Source organism: Raoultella sp. (assembly GCF_039594335.1).
Taxonomy (GTDB): domain Bacteria; phylum Pseudomonadota; class Gammaproteobacteria; order Enterobacterales; family Enterobacteriaceae; genus Klebsiella.
The window spans coordinates 55,493-73,417 of sequence record NZ_JBCNNS010000005.1; the positions used below are offsets into that span (position 1 = coordinate 55,493).

The window sequence follows — 17,925 nt, forward strand, 5'->3', positions numbered from 1 at the left end:
TGAAAATTAATTAATGGCGTTCGGCAATACGTTACCGGAGAAATAAGCCGTCACGTTTGCGAATACCACTGAGCTCATTTTCTGCCGGGTTTCATGGGTTGCGCTGGCGACGTGCGGTTGCAACACCACATTATCGAGCGCGATCAATTCCGCCGGAACATGCGGCTCATCGTCAAAAACATCGAGCGCGGCGCCGGCGATAACACCGCGTTGTAACGCCTGAATCAACGCCTTTTCATCCACCAGCGAACCGCGGGCGACATTAATCAACCATGCATGTTTCGGCATGACATTGAAGACTGAAAAATCGATCAGCCCGCGGTTTGCTTCACCGCCGGAGGCGGCTATCACCAGAAAATCACTCTCATGGGCCAGCGTATGCAGATCGGCGCACCACTGGTAATCCAGTCCCGGGATCGGCTTACGGTCGTTATAAAGCACCTGCATATCGAAACTGCGGGCGCGGCGGGCAATCGCCTGACCAATATTCCCCATCCCCAGCAGACCGATACGTTTACCGCTCACCTGGGTCGCCAGCGGCATGCCCCCTTTCTCCCAACGGCCTTCACGTACAAAACGATCGCCCTGGCACAGGTTGCGGGAACCGGCCAACAGTAGCCCCATCGCCAGGTCCGCCACGTCATTGGTCAGCACGCCGGAAGTGATTGAGACCTGAATCTGCCGGGAACGAACATACTCTAAATCCACCGCATCGGTGCCAACGCCGAAAATGGCGATCAGACCCACGTGTGGCAGCAGTTCGAGGACGCTGTTTTGCACCCCGATATCCCCTCGGGTGACCACGGCTGCAATAGTCTCTCCTTGCTCACGCAGAAAGACGATGGGATCCTCCTGCTCGTACAGACGCAGCAGCGAGAAGTCGGCCGCCAGCTGTTCCTGCAAAGCATCGATAACGGGGGCCACTAAGAGAACGGCGCGGGTAATAGTACTCTTCATCAGATCACCTGTTTGATGGTTCATTACGACGGTAGCCACTATCAAACGGTTTTTTAGCCGAACGTTTTGCGATCTGCATCACGCTGAATCGTGTTAAAAATTGCTGTTACCGGGTCCGTGATCGTTAAGACAAAAACCAGGTTTTACGCGGGGACGTGCGACGATGCGTTAACGTCCTGCTAACACACCTGCGCCGCTGTTCAGGGAGGATTAAATGGTTTCGCCCATCGACAGGCGATAGTGCAGATCCACTTTCTCTATGGTTGGCAATCCTTTGATTTTTTTAATTAAAATCTCAGTGGCCACTTTACCCATTTCATAGCGCGGGGTCAGAACGCTGGCCAGGCGCGGGGTAACGATCTGACCAATCTCCAGACCGTGAAAACCCGCGATCGCCAGCTCCTGCGGCACAGCGATACCCGAAGCAAGGCACTCCTGTAACACGCCCACCGCCAGGTCATCATTGGTACAGAGAATCCCGTCCATCGCTGCGTACATCTGCCGCGCCAGATTCATCATGCCGGTGCCAATCGACACCGACGACACCTTGTTGGGGGCAATGCGCCCCGTCGGCAGTCCGGCATTCTCCATCACCTGACAGTAGCCAGCGTAGCGCTGTTCATCGCGCACATCGGACATCGAACCAAAATAGATAATGCGTCGTTTACCGCTCGCCAGCAGCATCGTGGTCATGTCAAAACCGGCTTTAAAGTTGTCGAAACCAACATTGATCCGCCCGGGATTCTCCGCCAGCCCCATCACTTCCGCGACCGGGATCTTCGCCGCATTCAGATACTTATCCGCCCGCAGCGTATGGAGCGACTCCGTCAGCAACAAGCCTTTGACATGAAAGGCCAGGACGGCGGCAATCTGCTCCTCTTCACGCTGGCGGTCGTAATCGTAATTAACCACCAGCGTCTGATAGCCATGAGCCGCGGTTACCGACTCGATACCAGCCAGCAGGTCAGCGAAGATTTGATTGTGAAAAGAGGGAATCAGCACGCCGATGCGTGGGACGGCGACGCTGGTCATCGCCGGATTGTCGGGATCGGGCTCGTAACCAATTTCCGCAATCACGCTGGCGATACGCTCCGCCGTCTCCGGTTTCACTTTATCCGGCGTACGTAAATAGCGGCTGACGGTCATTTTGGTTACGCCAGCCAGCGCTGCAATATCATTGAGCGTAATGCGTTGTGCTTTCATCTATCGACCCGTCAAATACATCCACTGCATCAGGCCATTATGCCTGCCGCTGAAGAAAAAGAGAATCGGCCCCTTTCTGCGTTAACCCCTTGAGTCACGGTAATTTCCACCCGACTTCACGTTTAACGTAACCCTTTTTCGTAACACGATTTTGAGTGATCTCCATCACAGATTTAAGCGGCGAAAATCCGTGATATAGAGCACAGGTTGTTGCGGTCTGTTTTTTGCCAGTCAGGAATTAAAACGCACAGCATCATTTATATTCAGCCGTTAATCAGGATATCAAGATGAAAGATCTTTTCAGCTTACAAGGCAAACGTATTTTAATTACTGGCGCAGGACAAGGCATTGGTTTTGTCATGGCGCAAGGCCTTGCACAATATGGCGCAGAAATTATTATCAACGATATTTCAGTGTCCCGGGCCGATGATGCGGTGATGAAATTACGTGATGAAGGCGCGATTGCCCATTCGGCCGTATTTAATGTGACCGATGCCGATGCTGTTGAAAATGCGATTGCTAAAATCGAAGACGAAACCGGCGCTATTGACGTGTTATTTAATAATGCGGGTATTCAGCGTCGCCATCCGTTTACCGAATTTCCGGTCGAGGAGTGGAATGATGTTATTTCCGTTAACCAGACCGCGGTATTTCTGGTCTCACAGGCCGTGGCTAAGCGCATGGTGAGCCGCCAACGCGGGAAAATCGTCAATATCTGTTCCATGCAGAGCGAACTGGGACGCGACACCATTACGCCCTATGCCGCCGCCAAAGGGGCGGTCAAAATGTTGACCCGCGGCATGTGCGTCGAACTGGCGCGCTATAACATTCAGGTCAACGGTATCGCACCGGGCTACTTTAAAACCGCCATGACCCAGGCACTGGTGGACGATCGCGCCTTTACCGACTGGTTGTGCAAACGCACGCCTGCCAACCGCTGGGGCGATCCGCAAGAACTGGTCGGTGCGGCGGTGTTTCTCTCCTCCAGCGCATCCGATTTCGTCAATGGTCATCTGTTGTTTGTCGACGGCGGCATGCTGGTTGCCGTCTGATTAAGGAGCGTATTATGGCAGGGCAATGCATTATTTTGATGGGCGTGTCAGGCACCGGCAAAACCACCGTTGGTCAGGCGCTGGCCCAGGCGCTTGGCGCAAAGTTTATTGATGGCGATGACCTTCATCCACGGCAGAACATCATCAAAATGGCCGTCAGCCAACCGCTCGATGATGACGATCGCCAACCCTGGCTGGAACGCATCGCCGACGTGATTTTCAGTCTGGAACAAAAGAATGAATGCGGGGTACTGGTGTGCTCAGCGTTGAAAAAACGCTATCGCGATCGCCTGCGTGAAGGCAGCGATAATCTGCGTTTTCTGTGGTTGACCGGGGAGTATGAGTGCATTCTCCAGCGCATGCAGCAACGTAAGGGCCACTTTATGCCGGAAGCGCTGCTGCGCAGCCAGTTTGCCGCCCTGGAAACGCCGGACGCCAGCGAGGGAGATGTTGTTGCCGTCGATATCTCCCCCGACGTCGCCACCATCGTGGCGCAATCGCTCACATTACTTACGCCTCAACCTGCCCAGGGAGTTCCGGCATGATTATTGATACCTTAAGCGCCGCCGCCAAAAATGCATTCTATCCGGCAGTGATCAAAAAAGCGCTACAGGCTGTTGCGCAGCAGGATCCCCATACCCTTCCTCCGGGCAAATATACGGTCGATGGCGATAACCTGTTTTTTACCGTCGTCGAGAGCCAGACGCGCCCGCTGGCAGAGCAACGTCCGGAATTTCATCATCAGTATATTGATATTCATATTGTCCTGGCGGGCGTTGAGATTATCGGCGCCGGTAACAAAGGTCTGTCAATCGCGCCGGTAGGGCCGTTCAAGGAGGCCCACGATATTGGCTTTTGTGAGGCAATCAGCAGCGAAACGCTGATTCATCTGCACCCGGAAGAGCTGGCCATTTTGTTCCCGGGCGAACTGCACCGCCCGATGGGCGCGATGGATGCCGGCGCGCCGCTGCGCAAAATTATCGTGAAGATAGATAACGCTCTGCTGTAGCTGTCCCGTCATAACCGGCCCCACGAGATCCTTCGCGGGGCCCCGGATACCCCTTAGTTATCCAGTTCGTCCATCGACTTCACCTGATCGCGATTGATCTGTTCAGTCCGACCGGTTTCCGCATTTTTGTACGATACCATGCCGGTGTCATCATCCACCTGCGGCTTGCCATCAGTCACGATCGTTTTACCGTCGGTCGTTTTCAGCGACTGGTTCGATGAACAGCCCGCCACAAACAACATTGTCGTCGCCGCCAGCGCGGATGCCATCAGAATTTTGTTCCGCATTGTATCCTCCTGTCTTTCCGTCAATTGATATCGTTATGGCTAACTCTAGTTAGCCTCACCGGACGGGCGGTTAAAAGCAGAACTCTCCGAAGATGGCGCGGATAAAAAAGGCCGACGATTTCTCGTCAGCCCTTGTTGTCCCGCGACCCGGTTCTAATGAGGCGGCTTACTTTTTAATTTGCGCGTGCATTTCCTGAACCGAGGTCACTTTCTCGATGGCGTTGGCGTTGAGCGCCATTGCCGTCGCGAAACCGCCGTTCAGGGTGGTGTCGTAATGCACTTTGTACTGCAGGGCGCTACGGCGAATAAGCTTGGAGTCTTCAATCGCCTGACGACCTTCAGTGGTGTTGATGATGTAGGTGTATTCGCCATTCTTGATACGGTCCTGAATGTGCGGACGACCTTCATGTACCTTGTTCACCAGACGTGGGTTGATGCCCGCTTCACCCAGCACAATCGCGGTGCCGTGAGTCGCATCCAGTTCGAAACCGAACTTCAGCAGTTTCGCCGCCAGGTCAACGACACGCTCTTTGTCGCCTTCACGAACGGAGAGCAGCGCGCGTCCCTGTTTTTTCATCGTTGAGCTGCTGCCCAGCTGCGCTTTTGCGAACGCTTCAGCGAAAGTACGGCCCACCCCCATCACTTCCCCGGTAGAGCGCATTTCTGGCCCTAACAGCGGGTCAACGCCCGGGAATTTGTTGAACGGCAGCACCACTTCTTTCACCGAGTAGTACGGCGGGATAATCTCTTTGGTGACGCCTTGCTGTGTCAGAGTCTGACCAGCCATCACCCGCGCCGCGACTTTGGCCAGCGGGATACCGGTGGCTTTCGAGACGAACGGGACGGTACGCGCCGCACGCGGGTTCACTTCAATCAGATACACTTCGTTGTTCTTCACCGCAAACTGGACGTTCATCAGGCCACGGACCTGCAACTCGAAGGCCAGCTTCTGTACCTGCTCGCGCATCACATCCTGAATTTCTTTGCTCAGGGTGTAGGCCGGCAGAGAACATGCGGAGTCGCCCGAGTGCACGCCCGCCTGCTCGATGTGCTCCATAATGCCGCCAATCAGCACCATTTCGCCGTCGCAAATAGCGTCAACGTCGACTTCAACCGCATCGTCAAGGAAGCGGTCCAGCAGGACCGGCGCATCGTTAGAGACGCTGACCGCGGTCTGGAAGTAACGACGCAGGTCGGCTTCGTCGTAGACGATTTCCATCGCCCGGCCACCGAGGACGTAGGACGGACGAACCACCAGCGGGTAGCCAATCTCTTTCGCTTTCTCTACCGCCTGCTCGATAGCCGTAACGGTGGCGTTGGCCGGCTGTTTCAGCTTCAGACGGTCAACCGCCTGCTGGAAACGCTCGCGGTCTTCCGCACGGTCAATCGCATCCGGGCTGGTGCCGATAACCGGTACGCCGGCCGCTTCCAGCGCACGCGCCAGTTTCAGCGGCGTCTGGCCACCGTACTGCACGATGACGCCTTTTGGCTTCTCAATGCGCACGATTTCCAGCACGTCTTCCAGCGTGACCGGCTCAAAGTACAGACGGTCAGAGGTGTCGTAGTCGGTAGAGACGGTTTCCGGGTTACAGTTAACCATAATGGTTTCGTAACCGTCTTCGCGCAGCGCCAGCGAGGCGTGTACGCAGCAGTAGTCGAATTCGATGCCCTGGCCAATACGGTTCGGACCGCCGCCGAGGACCATGATTTTATCGCGGTCGACAGACGGGTTCGCTTCACACTCGTCTTCATAGGTGGAGTACATGTAGGCGGTATCAGTAGCAAACTCCGCCGCGCAGGTATCTACACGCTTGTAGACCGGGTGCAGGTCGTACTGGTCGCGCAGCTTGCGGATTTCGCCTTCACGAACGCCCGCCAGCTTAGCCAGACGCGCGTCGGCAAAGCCTTTACGCTTCAGCTGACGCAGGAAGTCAGGCGTAAGACCGGTGATGCCGAGGTCAGCCACGTTCTCTTCCAGACGTACCAGCTCTTCAATTTGTACCAGGAACCAGCGGTCGATGTTGGTCAGGTTGAAAACGCCGTCCACAGACAGCCCCGCGCGGAACGCATCGGCGATGTACCAGATACGCTCGGCGCCGGCATCTTTCAGCTCACGACGAATTTTGGTCAGCGCTTCCGGGTCGTCGAGACTGACTTTCGGATCGAAACCGGTGGCACCGACTTCCAGGCCGCGCAGCGCTTTCTGCAGAGATTCCTGCTGAGTGCGGCCAATCGCCATCACTTCACCCACGGATTTCATTTGGGTGGTCAGGCGGTCGTTGCTGCCGACGAATTTTTCAAAGTTAAAGCGAGGAATCTTGGTCACGACATAGTCGATGGACGGTTCGAACGAGGCCGGTGTACGACCGCCGGTGATGTCGTTCATCAGCTCATCCAGGGTGTAGCCCACCGCCAGTTTGGCCGCCACTTTGGCAATCGGGAAGCCGGTCGCTTTGGATGCCAGCGCAGAGGAGCGTGATACGCGCGGGTTCATTTCGATAACAATCAGGCGGCCGTCTTTCGGGTTAACGGAGAACTGAACGTTAGACCCCCCGGTTTCCACGCCAATTTCGCGCAGCACCGCCATCGAAGCGTTACGCATCACCTGGTATTCTTTATCGGTCAGGGTTTGCGCCGGTGCAACGGTGATAGAGTCACCGGTGTGGATACCCATAGCGTCGAAGTTTTCAATGGAGCAGACGATGATGCAGTTATCGTTCTTATCGCGCACCACTTCCATTTCGTACTCTTTCCAGCCGATCAGCGATTCATCAATCAGCAGCTCGTTGGTCGGAGAGAGATCCAGACCGCGGGTACAAATTTCTTCGAACTCTTCACGGTTATAAGCGATACCGCCGCCGGTGCCGCCCATGGTAAAGGAGGGACGAATGATGCACGGATAGCCCACGTCAGCGGCTACCGCCAGCGCTTCTTCCATGGTGTGCGCAATCCCGGAACGCGCGGTATCCAGACCGATTTTCTTCATCGCCACATCGAAGCGGCGGCGGTCTTCGGCTTTATCAATCGCATCGGCGGTAGCGCCGATCATGGTGACACCGAATTCAGCCAGCACGCCCTGACGCTCCAGCTCCAGCGCGCAGTTCAGCGCGGTCTGGCCGCCCATGGTCGGCAGAACCGCATCCGGACGCTCTTTTTCGATGATTTTGCGTACCACTTCCCAGTGGATCGGCTCAATATAGGTCGCATCGGCCATTTCCGGGTCGGTCATGATGGTGGCCGGGTTCGAGTTCACCAGAATGACACGGTAACCTTCTTCACGCAGGGCCTTACAGGCCTGAGCGCCAGAGTAGTCAAATTCACAAGCCTGGCCGATAACGATCGGGCCAGCGCCAAGAATCAGGATGCTTTTTATATCTGTACGTTTTGGCATGGCTTTTTTCTCCTGATTATTTCGCGGACTGGCGGTACTGCTCAATTAACTCAATGAAATGGTCGAACAACGGCGCGGCATCGTGCGGGCCCGGGCTCGCTTCCGGGTGGCCCTGGAAACTAAACGCCGGTTTGTCAGTGCGGTGGATGCCCTGCAGAGTCCCATCGAACAACGACTTGTGGGTCACGCGCAGATTATCCGGCATGGAGACTTCGTCTACCGCAAAACCGTGGTTCTGGGCGGTAATCATCACCACATTATTATCGATATCTTTAACCGGGTGGTTGCCGCCATGGTGGCCGAACTTCATCTTAACAGTCTTCGCACCGCTCGCCAGCGCCAGCAACTGATGGCCGAGGCAGATACCGAATACCGGAATATCGGTCTCGAGGAATTTCTCAATCGCAGTAATAGCGTAATCGCACGGCGCCGGGTCGCCTGGACCGTTGGACAGGAAGATACCGTCCGGATTCATCTTCAGCACCTCTTCGGCAGAGGTTTGCGCCGGTACAACTGTCAGGCGGCAGCCGCGGTCAACCAGCATACGCAGAATGTTGCGTTTGGCGCCAAAATCGTAGGCTACAACATGGAACGGCAGCTCGCTTTCCGCCTTCGCTTCCGGCAGGTCACCTGCCAGCGTCCAGCTCCCTTGCGTCCAGCTGTAGGTTTCTGAAGTGGTGACTTCTTTCGCCAGGTCCATCCCGTTCAGGCCAGGGAACGCTTTGGCTTTTTCCAGTGCCAGCTGCGCATCCAGGTTATCACCCACAATGATGCAACCGTTCTGTGCGCCTTTTTCACGCAGCAAACGCGTCAGCTTACGGGTATCGATATCGGCAATCGCCACGATGTTATGGCGTTTCAGGTAAGAAGAGAGGTCTTCAGTATTGCGGAAGTTGCTGGCAATCAGCGGCAGGTCGCGAATGACCAGACCCTGCGCATGTACCTGAGAAGATTCTTCATCACTGGCGTTGGTGCCGACATTACCAATATGGGGATAAGTAAGAGTGACAATTTGGCGGGAATAGGAAGGATCAGTGAGGATTTCTTGATAACCGGTCATTGAAGTATTGAAAACGACTTCCCCAACCGCCGTGCCCGTTGCCCCGATGGCCCGACCGTGAAACTGGGTTCCGTCTTCCAGAACCAATAGCGCTGACTTAATCAAAACACCCTCCAGAGAATATTCACTCACTTTATTTGCATATTAATGCATGTGCATGCCATGAATCAATGCAAATTTGCTTACCTATGGATTTCTGGCAAACGGCGGCATTCTGGAGAGATGTCGGGTAAAAGTCAACTTAAAGCCGATATTTTTTATCTCTTTTCACGTCACTGACCTCTCAGCCCGGCGTTAGCAGGCAAAAAGATCAACAAACTATACAGAGAAAACGCTTGCGGAGCAGAAAGATTGCAAAACAGCGCGTGCAAGAGCAAAAAAGTAGACTGAATGGTCAAAATTTACAATAACACAACAAAAAACGAAGGGGTAAGCTAATGTTACAGATACTTCATCAGTTTAAATTAACGAAATGACTAAAAATAAAAAGGGCAATAAAACATTGCCCTTTGCAATCAATTACATATTGATTGCAATAACCACATCACGATAGGTCATAAAACTTATAAAGCATTGAGTTCAAGCACGTCTCGCATATCAAAAAGACCAGATTTCTTATCTTTTAACCACAATGCAGAACGAACGGCACCATTAGCAAAAGTCATCCGGCTGGATGCCTTGTGGCTGATTTCAATACGCTCACCAATATCGGCAAACATTGCGGTATGTTCACCAACAATATCCCCGGCACGCACGGTGGCGAAACCAATAGTCCCCGGGACGCGTTCGCCGGTATGGCCTTCACGGCTGTAAACCGCACAATCCTTCAGATCTTTGTTCAGCGCACCGGCAATCGCCTCGCCCATCGCCAGGGCAGTACCCGACGGCGCGTCCACTTTGTGGCGGTGGTGCGCTTCAATGATCTCAATATCGGTGTAGTCGCCCATCACCTTCGCCGCTTTTTCCAGCAGCTTTAACAGCACGTTGACACCGACGCTGAAGTTAGCCGCGAAAACGATGGCAATTTCCTGCGCCGCTTCGCGAATGGCCTGTTTCCCCGCCTCATCAAAACCGGTGGTACCAATCACCATCCCTTTGCCGTGTTCGCGGCAGAAAGCAAGGTGACTTAACGTACCTTCCGGACGGGTGAAATCGATCAGCACATCAAAATCATCTTTGACCGCCGTAAGACTGCTTTGCACCGCGACACCGGCTTTACCGACACCGGCCAACTCACCGGCATCGCTACCAAGGAGGGAAGAACCTTCGCGCTCCAGCGCAGCGCCCAGTGCCACGCCGTCCATCTGCTGTACCGCCTGAATTAACTGGCGTCCCATCCGGCCGCCCGCGCCTGCGATGGCCACGCGGATTTGTGCATCATGCATAGCTATTCTCTTTTGTTAACTTAACGTAAATTGTTTCCAGATTAACCAGCCCATCGATGAGCCGCTACTGTAAAACACCGATAATTAGAAATTTATGACAAACGGCGTTCGATATCAGTAAAAACAATACGCTGGCATCAATATCAGGCCTTTATCGTGGTTGCGTACCCGATATTCCCCGATGAAAGCTGCAGGATGCTCGGAACCAGCCCCGCTTCGCTCGTTTCATTGAAGTCTGACAGCGTAAAATCGCGACCCGGTTCACGCCAGGGTATAACTCACGATCAGCTGGCCTTTTTTGATTTTCACCTGAGTAATCGTCACACTCCCCAGCTCAGACAGGCTAGCAACATGCGTTCCGCCGCAGGGATAGGCCGGTAATGGACCAAATCCGACCTGACGCAACCCCTCCGCAAAAGTCAAATGCCGCGGCAGATTTTCCGCCTGCCAGCCCGCGATCGTCGCCAGAAGCGCGCTAGCCTCCGGCAGGATAGCGGATTCAATAGGGGTGAAAGTTATCCGCCCTTCTCCAGGCCAGTGATGCGCTTTGGTGGGACGCCAGCCGGCGCGTTCTCCCGCCAGGCCGATCAGATGTCCTGCAGAGTGCAACCGCGAATGCAGGTGCCGGGCAGCTTCATCCACCCGAATCGTCACCTCTCCAGTCGGCAGCGGTTGCGCGACAATGTGCATAACGTTGTCGCCTCGCGCCACCACCCCTTCAACGGCAATGCCGCCGATCCAACCGCGATCGGCCGGCTGCCCGCCGCCCTGCGGATGAAACAGGGTCTGGTTCAATTCAATGGCGTAACGGCCATCGGCCTCAGCCTGGCAACGCACGACCAGGGCTCGTGCCTCGATCTCATCGCAGGTGTAATAAAGACGTTCAGTCATGGTTGTCCTCCGCTTAGTCAGGACAGTATATTGATATTATCCATGGCGATAATCCCGTCATTCATCAATGCACTTTTGCCTCAAGGGCATAAATGAACCTCAATTTACTCCCCGACCTTGCCCTGTTCGTGCAAATTGTCGACCAGGGCAGCTTTTCTGCCGTCGCCCGCCTTTCCGGGGCGACGCCTTCGGCGGTCAGTCGCAGCGTCTCGCGGCTGGAACAGGAAATGGGCTGTAAGCTGCTGCACCGCAGCACACGTAAATTACGCCTGAGCGATGCCGGAAAAACGGTCTATGCGCACGCGCTGGAGATGCTGGAATCGGCTCGCCAGGCGATGGATTCCGCCAGCAGTACGCAGGAGGTGGCGCAAGGAAAACTCACCCTCTGCGTACCAAAAGCCGTCGGGCGTTTTGTGATTCATCCGTTAATGACGGAATTTCTCACCCGTTACCCCGACGTAGATGTCTGCCTGCGGCTTGAGGACCGCTATCTGGATCTGATTGATGAGGGTATTGATCTGGCGCTGCGTATTACCCACAGCCCCTCTCCCGGGCTGCACGGCAAACCGCTGATGCCAGTGACCCACGTGATCTGCGCCACACCGGACTATTTGCAGCAACACGGCACGCCGCAAACGCCGGTGGAACTGCGCACCCACAGCTGCATTAGCCTGGGCGAAACACCGGCCGACTCACGCTGGAAATTCCGACGGGCGGGAAAAACGGAAACTATCCACACTCACGGACGCTACGCCGCCAACCATACTGCCGTACGCCTTGATGCGGTGAAGCAGCATTTAGGTATTGGCAGCCTGCCGCTGTTTACCGCTCACGACGCGCTGGCCCGGGGCGATATCGTGCAGGTCCTGGCGGAATGGGAGTTTATCAGTAGTTATAGCGGACAGCTGTGGCTGCTGTGGTCGGGCAATAAACATATGCCCGCCAGAATGCGCGCCATGATTGATTATCTGAGCGAGAAAATTGATGGTCGCCAGGCCGTTTACGGCGCCAGGGCCAACACTTCCGCCACCCAGCGCTGAAAACCGTCCACATCCAGCTCCAGCGCAACCCTGGCGTTCGCCGGCTGCCCGAGTCGCCCTTCGATATCAACGACGGTGGTGCCGGATGTCCAGGTCCCCTGCGTTTCCACCGTCACAAAGCACGGTTGCAGGGTAAACAGCTCAGGGCGCACCAGCCACGCAATGGCGCACAGGTCATGCATACGCAGCCCGCTGCTCATGCTGCCGCTGCGATAATGGCTGAACAGCGCGTGAAGCATCTTTCCGGTCTTGTTCAACGTGGGCAGTGTGGCGAGGTACTCGGGCGTCAGCATTGCACGGTTCGTCACGTCGAGACCGCACATCACGATCTCCAGACCACTGCGGAATACGCTGGCTGCGGCTTCCGGGTCGATAGCAATATTAAACTCCGCATTGGGCGTGAAGTTACCACGCCCGGCAGACCCTCCCATGATCACCAGCCGGCGAATATTAAAGCGGCATTCCGGGTACTGCGTCAGCAGCAGCGCAATATTGGTCAACGGACCAATCGCCACCAGCGTAATGGGCTCCTGGGCATGCATCAGTGCGTCTCGAATGGCCTGAAAGGCCGGTTTCGGCAATGGCTGGCAGTCATGCTCGACAAAATCATATCCTTCCATGCCGGACTCACCGTGCACGGAGGCCGCATCACGCAGCGGGCGCAAAAGCGGCATCGACGCCCCCTGAGCCAGCGGAACCTTCGCCTGCCAGAAATGCAGCAGCTGCAGGGCGTTACACGTGGTTTTTTCCACCGACACGTTCCCTGCCACCGTCGTCATCAGCTGCAGATCAAGCTCGGGGGCAAACAGCGCAGCGGCGATCGCCGCTGCGTCGTCAATGCCGGGATCGGTATCAAGAATGATCGGTAAGCGCATCGTTTCTCCCAAAAAAATGCCAGACGTTAAGTCTGGCATCTTCTCACATCTGCTGGCACAAGAACTTAGTCTACTTCACGGACATCAACCCGTAGCTCTTTCGGTACTTCGAAAACGATATTCTCTTCACGCCCTTCCAGGGGGACAGCTTCTCCGCCGCCCAGCGCCTGCAGACGCGCGATCACGTTCTGCACCAGGATATCCGGGGCCGATGCGCCTGCAGTCACGCCAACGCACGCGGCCTCTTTGACCCACGCTTCCTGAATATCCGTCGCGTCGTCAATCAGATAGGCCGCTTTCCCCATCCGCTGAGCGAGCTCCGCAAGACGGTTGGAGTTAGAGGAATTTTTCGACCCGACCACCAGCACGACATCAGCCTGCTCCGCCAGCGCGCGCACCGCTTCCTGACGGTTGGTGGTTGCGTAACAGATATCGTCTTTACGCGGCCCGACGATTTTCGGGAAGCGTTCGCGCAGCGCGTCGATCACATCCGAAGTGTCATCTACCGAGAGAGTGGTCTGGGTCATAAATGACAGCCGGGCGTCATTTTTCACATCCAGCGTCCAGACATCGTCGGGCGATTCCACCAGATACATTCCCCCTTCCGGGTTGCTGTACTGGCCCATCGTCCCTTCAACTTCCGGGTGACCGGCATGGCCAATCAGGATCGACTCTTCGCCACGACGGCTGGCGCGGGCGACTTCCATGTGCACTTTCGTCACCAGTGGACAGGTCGCGTCGAAGACCGTCAGATCGCGGTTTTTCGCTTCATTACGCACCGCCTGAGAAACGCCGTGCGCGGAGAAAATCAGGATCGCGCCGTCAGGCACTTCGCTAATCTGTTCGATAAAAATGGCGCCGCGCTTGCGCAGACTATCGACCACATAGCGGTTATGCACCACTTCATGGCGCACATAGATCGGTGCACCGTAGAGCGTCAGCGCGTTTTCAACAATGCTGATAGCGCGGTCAACGCCGGCGCAGAAGCCGCGCGGGTTAGCCAACAGGATCTGCATTTCACTCCTCCAGCGCCGGATCGATTTCCAGCACTTCAATATCAAAATGGACGGTACGCCCGGCCAGCGGGTGGTTGAAATCCACGGTGATCGAATCGCCGTTCACGTCCCGAATCACGCCGGGCATCTCGCTGCCATCCATTGCGGTAAAGAGCATAATCGCGCCGATTTCCGGCTCGCCCGCATCGATAAATTCACGACGGGAAAAGTACTGGATAAGATCCGGGCTTGGTATGCCAAACGCAGCATCGGGCTCAAGCGAAAAGTTGGTTTTGTCCCCGGCTTTCAACCCTAGCAGATGCTGTTCCAGGCCTTCGGAAAGCGATGCATCGCCGAGACGAAACAGCGCGGGCTTACCGTTGTTGCGTGTAGACTCCGCGGTGGAGCCGTCATCAAGTTTCAACGTGAAATGCACCAGCACCGCGCTGTTGCTTTGTACAGAGTTTGACATGCAGGTTTGCTCTTTTACATTGCCGCCGCTTGTTTGCCCGCTGGCGCTGTACTTACCAGGCCGACAAACGCCGATGTATACTGTAGGCCGGATAAGACGCTTTCGCGTCGCTATCCGGCAATTTTTTTATGATGCTTTTTTCGCACCGGAAGGTAAGAACCCCTCCAGCACAATCAGCGCCGCGCCGATACAAATTGCGGTATCGGCCAGGTTGAAGGTGGCGAAATGCCAGTCCCCGACGTAGAAATCAATCATATCGACGACAAAACCATGCCATAAGCGATCAAACAAGTTCCCCAGCGCGCCGCCGATAATCAGCGCGTAGGCAATGTTGTTCAGCTTTTTCGTGGCCTTTGAGCGATACATCAATACCGCCAGAATCACGCAGATCCCGATGGCAATACCAGCAAAGAACCAGCGCTGCCAGCCGCCGCTATCGGCAAGGAAACTAAAAGCGGCGCCATAGTTACGCGCATAATGCAAATTAAGCGACGGGAACAGCGATACCGTATCCCCCAGAGCAAAGTTCTGGAGGATCAGGAATTTACTGCCCAGGTCAATAATCAGCACGGCAACGACGACCCAAAGCCAGCGTAGCCCCGTTGAACAGACAGATTTACTCATCAGGCAAACTTACGTTTTTCGCCGTCACCGGCGACGTTGCTGACACAGCGGCCGCAGATTTCCGCGTGTTCCGCCACCTTGCCGACATCGCTGGTGTAATGCCAGCAACGCGGGCATTTCTCACCTTCGGCTTTACTCAACACGACTTTCAGACCTTTCAGCAGTTCACTCTGCCAGGCATCAGTTGGCGCCTGCGCATGATCGGCAACCGTCGCCCCGGAGGTCAACAGAACAAATCGTAATTCGCTACCCAGCGCGTTGAGCTTCGTGGCCAGATCGGCATCGGCATACAGCGTTACCGCGGCTTCAAGAGAACCGCCTACCAGCTTGTCGGCGCGCGCCTGCTCGATGACCTTGTTGACTTCGCCGCGCACCTGCAGCAGATCGTCCCAGAAGTCGTCGTTCATCGCTTCGTCGTTGGCCAGGCCGAACAGACCTTCATACCACTCACCGGTGAAGACGTATTTCTCGCGGGAACCCGGCAGGTAGCCCCAGATTTCGTCTGCGGTAAAGGACATGATCGGCGCCATCCAGCGAACCAGCGCTTCCACAATATGGAACAGCGCGGTCTGGCAGCTGCGACGCGCCACGCTGTCCGCTTTCGCGGTGTACTGCCGGTCTTTGATGATGTCGAGATAGAACGAGCCCATTTCGATGGAGCAGAAACGCATCAGACGCTGCACCACTTCGTGGAAATCATACGATTCGTAGGCTTTCAGGATATCTTCCTGCGCCGCCTGCGCACAGCCTACCGCCCAACGATCGAGCACCACCATCTCTTCCGGTTTCACCATGTCTTTAGCCGGATCGAAACCATTAAGGTTCGCCAGCAGGAAGCGCGCGGTATTACGGATACGACGATAGCTGTCGGCAGCACGTTTGAGGATCTCATCAGAGACCGCCATTTCGCCGGTGTAATCGGTAGATGCGACCCACAGACGCAGGATATCCGCGCCCAGTTTGTTCATCACATCCTGCGGAGAGACGGTGTTACCGATGGATTTGGACATTTTACGTCCCTGACCATCAACGGTGAAACCGTGGGTCAGCACCTGGCGGTACGGCGCTTTGCCCTTCATCGCCGTGGAGATCATCAGCGAGGACATAAACCAGCCGCGGTGCTGATCAGAACCTTCCAGATACATATCGGCAGCGTGACCAGAAAATTCCGGGCGTACGTCAACGACAGAAGAGTGGGTAGATCCGGAGTCGAACCACACGTCCAGGGTATCCGGCACTTTCTCATAGTTGTCAGCGTCAGCGCCCAGGATGTCGCGGGAGTCGAGATCCCACCACGCCTGTATGCCATCCACTTCGACGCGCTTCGCCACTTCTTCCATCAATTCCAGAGTGTTCGGGTGCAGTTCCTGAGTCTCTTTGTGCACAAACAGAGACATCGGTACGCCCCAGGTACGCTGACGGGAGATACACCAGTCAGGACGGTTAGCGACCATCGATTCGATACGTGCCTGGCCCCAGTCCGGGATCCACTGCACGCCTTTGATCTCTTTCAGCGACTGCGCGCGCAGGCCTTTCTGATCCATGCTGACGAACCACTGCGGGGTGGCACGAAAGATGATAGGTGTCTTATGACGCCAGCAGCACGGATAGCTGTGCTGCATCTTTTCAACGTGCAGCAGCGCGCCGCTGTCACGCAGCATCTCAACAATAATGTCGTTGGCTTTAAAGACGTTGATACCGTCCAGCGATGGGTAAGTCCCAGGCAGGTAGGAACCGTCCGGGCCCACCGGGTTGGCAATTTCCAGGCCGTATTTCTGGCTGATGGTGTAGTCGTCCGGACCGTGGCCGCCGGCGGTATGGACCGCACCGGTACCCGCATCCAGGGTGACGTGATCGCCGAGGATTGCCGGTACGTCGAAGTCGAGGAACGGATGCTTAAAGCGCAGCAATTCAAGTGCATCGCCTTTCACCGCCGCCAGGATGGTGTAGTCCGCAATACCAGCGCGTTTCATTACGCTTTCAACCAGGTCTTTTGCCAGGACCAACGCCTGACCGTCAACCTGCACCAGCGCATAGTCGAATTCCGGCGACAGGGAAATGGCGCGGTTGGCTGGCAGGGTCCACGGGGTGGTGGTCCAGATGACCAGAGATACCGGGCCGGTGAGATCGGCAACGCCAAATTTTGCCAGCACTGCGGCTTTGTCTACCGCGTGGAAAGCCACGTCGATAGAAGGAGACGTTTTGTCGTAATACTCGACTTCCGCTTCAGCCAGCGCGGAACGGCAGTCAACGCACCAGTGCACAGGCTTCGCGCCTTTGTGCAGGTGGCCGTTGCCGATGATTTTACCCAGCGCACGGATAATATTGGCTTCCGTTTTGAAGTCCATGGTCAGGTACGGACGTGACCAGTCGCCCAGCACGCCCAGGCGGATAAAGTCTTTACGCTGACCGTCAACCTGGGCCGCTGCATATTCGCGGCACTTGGCGCGGAATTCGGCAGCGGTAAATTTCTCACCCGGCTTGCCATATTCCTGTTCCACTTTTAACTCGATCGGCAGACCGTGGCAGTCCCAACCCGGAACGTAAGGCGAGTCATAGCCCGTCAGTCCTTTGGACTTAACGATAATGTCTTTCAGAATCTTGTTAACCGAGTGACCAATATGAATGCTGCCATTCGCATAAGGAGGGCCATCATGCAGAATGAAGGTTTTTTTGCCTTTTTT

At 55.5% G+C, this 17,925-nt stretch carries 16 protein-coding genes; 4 read left to right on the forward strand and 12 right to left on the reverse strand.

Translation table 11 applies throughout. The features are described 5' to 3' along the window. Positions 1–6 precede the first annotated feature (6 nt). A complete protein-coding gene (locus ACZAHD_RS01565) occupies positions 7–957 on the reverse strand; it encodes a 2-hydroxyacid dehydrogenase (RefSeq protein WP_462455221.1) in 951 nt (316 codons plus the stop codon). Between the two features lie 210 nt (positions 958–1,167). Beyond that, positions 1,168–2,160, reverse strand: coding sequence for a LacI family DNA-binding transcriptional regulator (locus ACZAHD_RS01570; protein WP_462455222.1), 993 nt, complete (start codon positions 2,158–2,160; stop codon positions 1,168–1,170). A gap of 287 nt (positions 2,161–2,447) precedes the next feature. Here ACZAHD_RS01570 and idnO point away from each other — a divergent pair, with 287 nt between their 5' ends. From idnO to ACZAHD_RS01585, 3 genes are read left to right on the forward strand one after another with little or no spacing between them, the layout of a single operon-like run. Further along, positions 2,448–3,212, forward strand: a complete 765-nt coding sequence (idnO, locus tag ACZAHD_RS01575; protein ID WP_462455223.1) for a gluconate 5-dehydrogenase — start codon at positions 2,448–2,450, stop codon at positions 3,210–3,212. A gap of 14 nt (positions 3,213–3,226) precedes the next feature. Continuing rightward, the gene (locus ACZAHD_RS01580; RefSeq protein WP_462455224.1) at positions 3,227–3,757 is read left to right on the forward strand and encodes a gluconokinase; all 531 of its coding nucleotides are present in this window, start codon (positions 3,227–3,229) and stop codon (positions 3,755–3,757) included. Further along, a complete protein-coding gene (locus ACZAHD_RS01585; protein ID WP_462455225.1) occupies positions 3,754–4,221 on the forward strand; it encodes a NanQ anomerase/TabA/YiaL family protein in 468 nt (155 codons plus the stop codon). Before ACZAHD_RS01580 ends, ACZAHD_RS01585 begins: the two co-directional genes overlap by 4 nt. Before the next feature lie 53 nt (positions 4,222–4,274). Here the strand turns inward: ACZAHD_RS01585 and ACZAHD_RS01590 are convergent, their stop codons facing one another. The 5 genes from ACZAHD_RS01590 to ACZAHD_RS01610 all read right to left on the reverse strand — a co-directional run bounded on the left by ACZAHD_RS01590 (position 4,275) and on the right by ACZAHD_RS01610 (position 11,235). After that, a complete protein-coding gene (locus ACZAHD_RS01590) occupies positions 4,275–4,508 on the reverse strand; it encodes a YgdI/YgdR family lipoprotein (RefSeq protein ID WP_462455226.1) in 234 nt (77 codons plus the stop codon). A 166-nt stretch (positions 4,509–4,674) separates the two neighbouring features. After that, positions 4,675–7,899, reverse strand: coding sequence for a carbamoyl-phosphate synthase large subunit (gene carB, locus ACZAHD_RS01595; protein WP_462455227.1), 3,225 nt, complete (start codon positions 7,897–7,899; stop codon positions 4,675–4,677). A 16-nt stretch (positions 7,900–7,915) separates the two neighbouring features. Then, complete coding sequence (gene carA / locus ACZAHD_RS01600) at positions 7,916–9,064, reverse strand: glutamine-hydrolyzing carbamoyl-phosphate synthase small subunit (protein WP_462455228.1); 1,149 nt, start codon at positions 9,062–9,064, stop codon at positions 7,916–7,918. Positions 9,065–9,522: 458 nt separating this feature from the next. After that, positions 9,523–10,344, reverse strand: coding sequence for a 4-hydroxy-tetrahydrodipicolinate reductase (gene dapB / locus ACZAHD_RS01605; protein WP_462455229.1), 822 nt, complete (start codon positions 10,342–10,344; stop codon positions 9,523–9,525). 261 nt (positions 10,345–10,605) lie between these two features. Then, positions 10,606–11,235: an alanyl-tRNA editing protein gene (locus ACZAHD_RS01610; protein WP_462455230.1), complete on the reverse strand. Its 630-nt coding sequence runs from the start codon at positions 11,233–11,235 to the stop codon at positions 10,606–10,608. 92 nt (positions 11,236–11,327) lie between these two features. Between ACZAHD_RS01610 and ACZAHD_RS01615 the strand changes: the two genes are divergently transcribed. Continuing rightward, positions 11,328–12,275 carry a LysR family transcriptional regulator gene (locus ACZAHD_RS01615; protein WP_462455231.1) on the forward strand — a complete coding sequence of 316 codons (948 nt, stop codon included), beginning with the start codon at positions 11,328–11,330 and terminating at the stop codon, positions 12,273–12,275. Here ACZAHD_RS01615 and rihC read toward each other — a convergent pair. The 5 genes from rihC to ileS all read right to left on the reverse strand — a co-directional run. Further along, on the reverse strand, positions 12,236–13,150 hold the full coding sequence (gene rihC / locus ACZAHD_RS01620) for a ribonucleoside hydrolase RihC (RefSeq protein ID WP_462455232.1): 915 nt from the start codon (positions 13,148–13,150) through the stop codon (positions 12,236–12,238). The two genes, ACZAHD_RS01615 and rihC, sit on opposite strands and share 40 nt — an antisense overlap. 65 nt (positions 13,151–13,215) lie before the next feature. Then, positions 13,216–14,166 (reverse strand): 4-hydroxy-3-methylbut-2-enyl diphosphate reductase, encoded by a 951-nt coding sequence (gene ispH, locus ACZAHD_RS01625; protein WP_004857727.1) that lies wholly within the window; start codon positions 14,164–14,166, stop codon positions 13,216–13,218. A gap of 1 nt (position 14,167) precedes the next feature. Continuing rightward, positions 14,168–14,617 carry an FKBP-type peptidyl-prolyl cis-trans isomerase gene (gene fkpB / locus ACZAHD_RS01630; protein WP_462455233.1) on the reverse strand — a complete coding sequence of 150 codons (450 nt, stop codon included), beginning with the start codon at positions 14,615–14,617 and terminating at the stop codon, positions 14,168–14,170. 126 nt (positions 14,618–14,743) lie between these two features. Beyond that, entirely contained in the window at positions 14,744–15,241 is a 498-nt protein-coding gene (gene lspA, locus ACZAHD_RS01635) for a signal peptidase II (RefSeq protein ID WP_462455234.1), read from the reverse strand. Further along, on the reverse strand, positions 15,241–17,925 hold a 2,685-nt coding region (gene ileS / locus ACZAHD_RS01640; protein ID WP_462455235.1), incomplete at its 5' end, for an isoleucine--tRNA ligase. The genes lspA and ileS, both read right to left, overlap by 1 nt.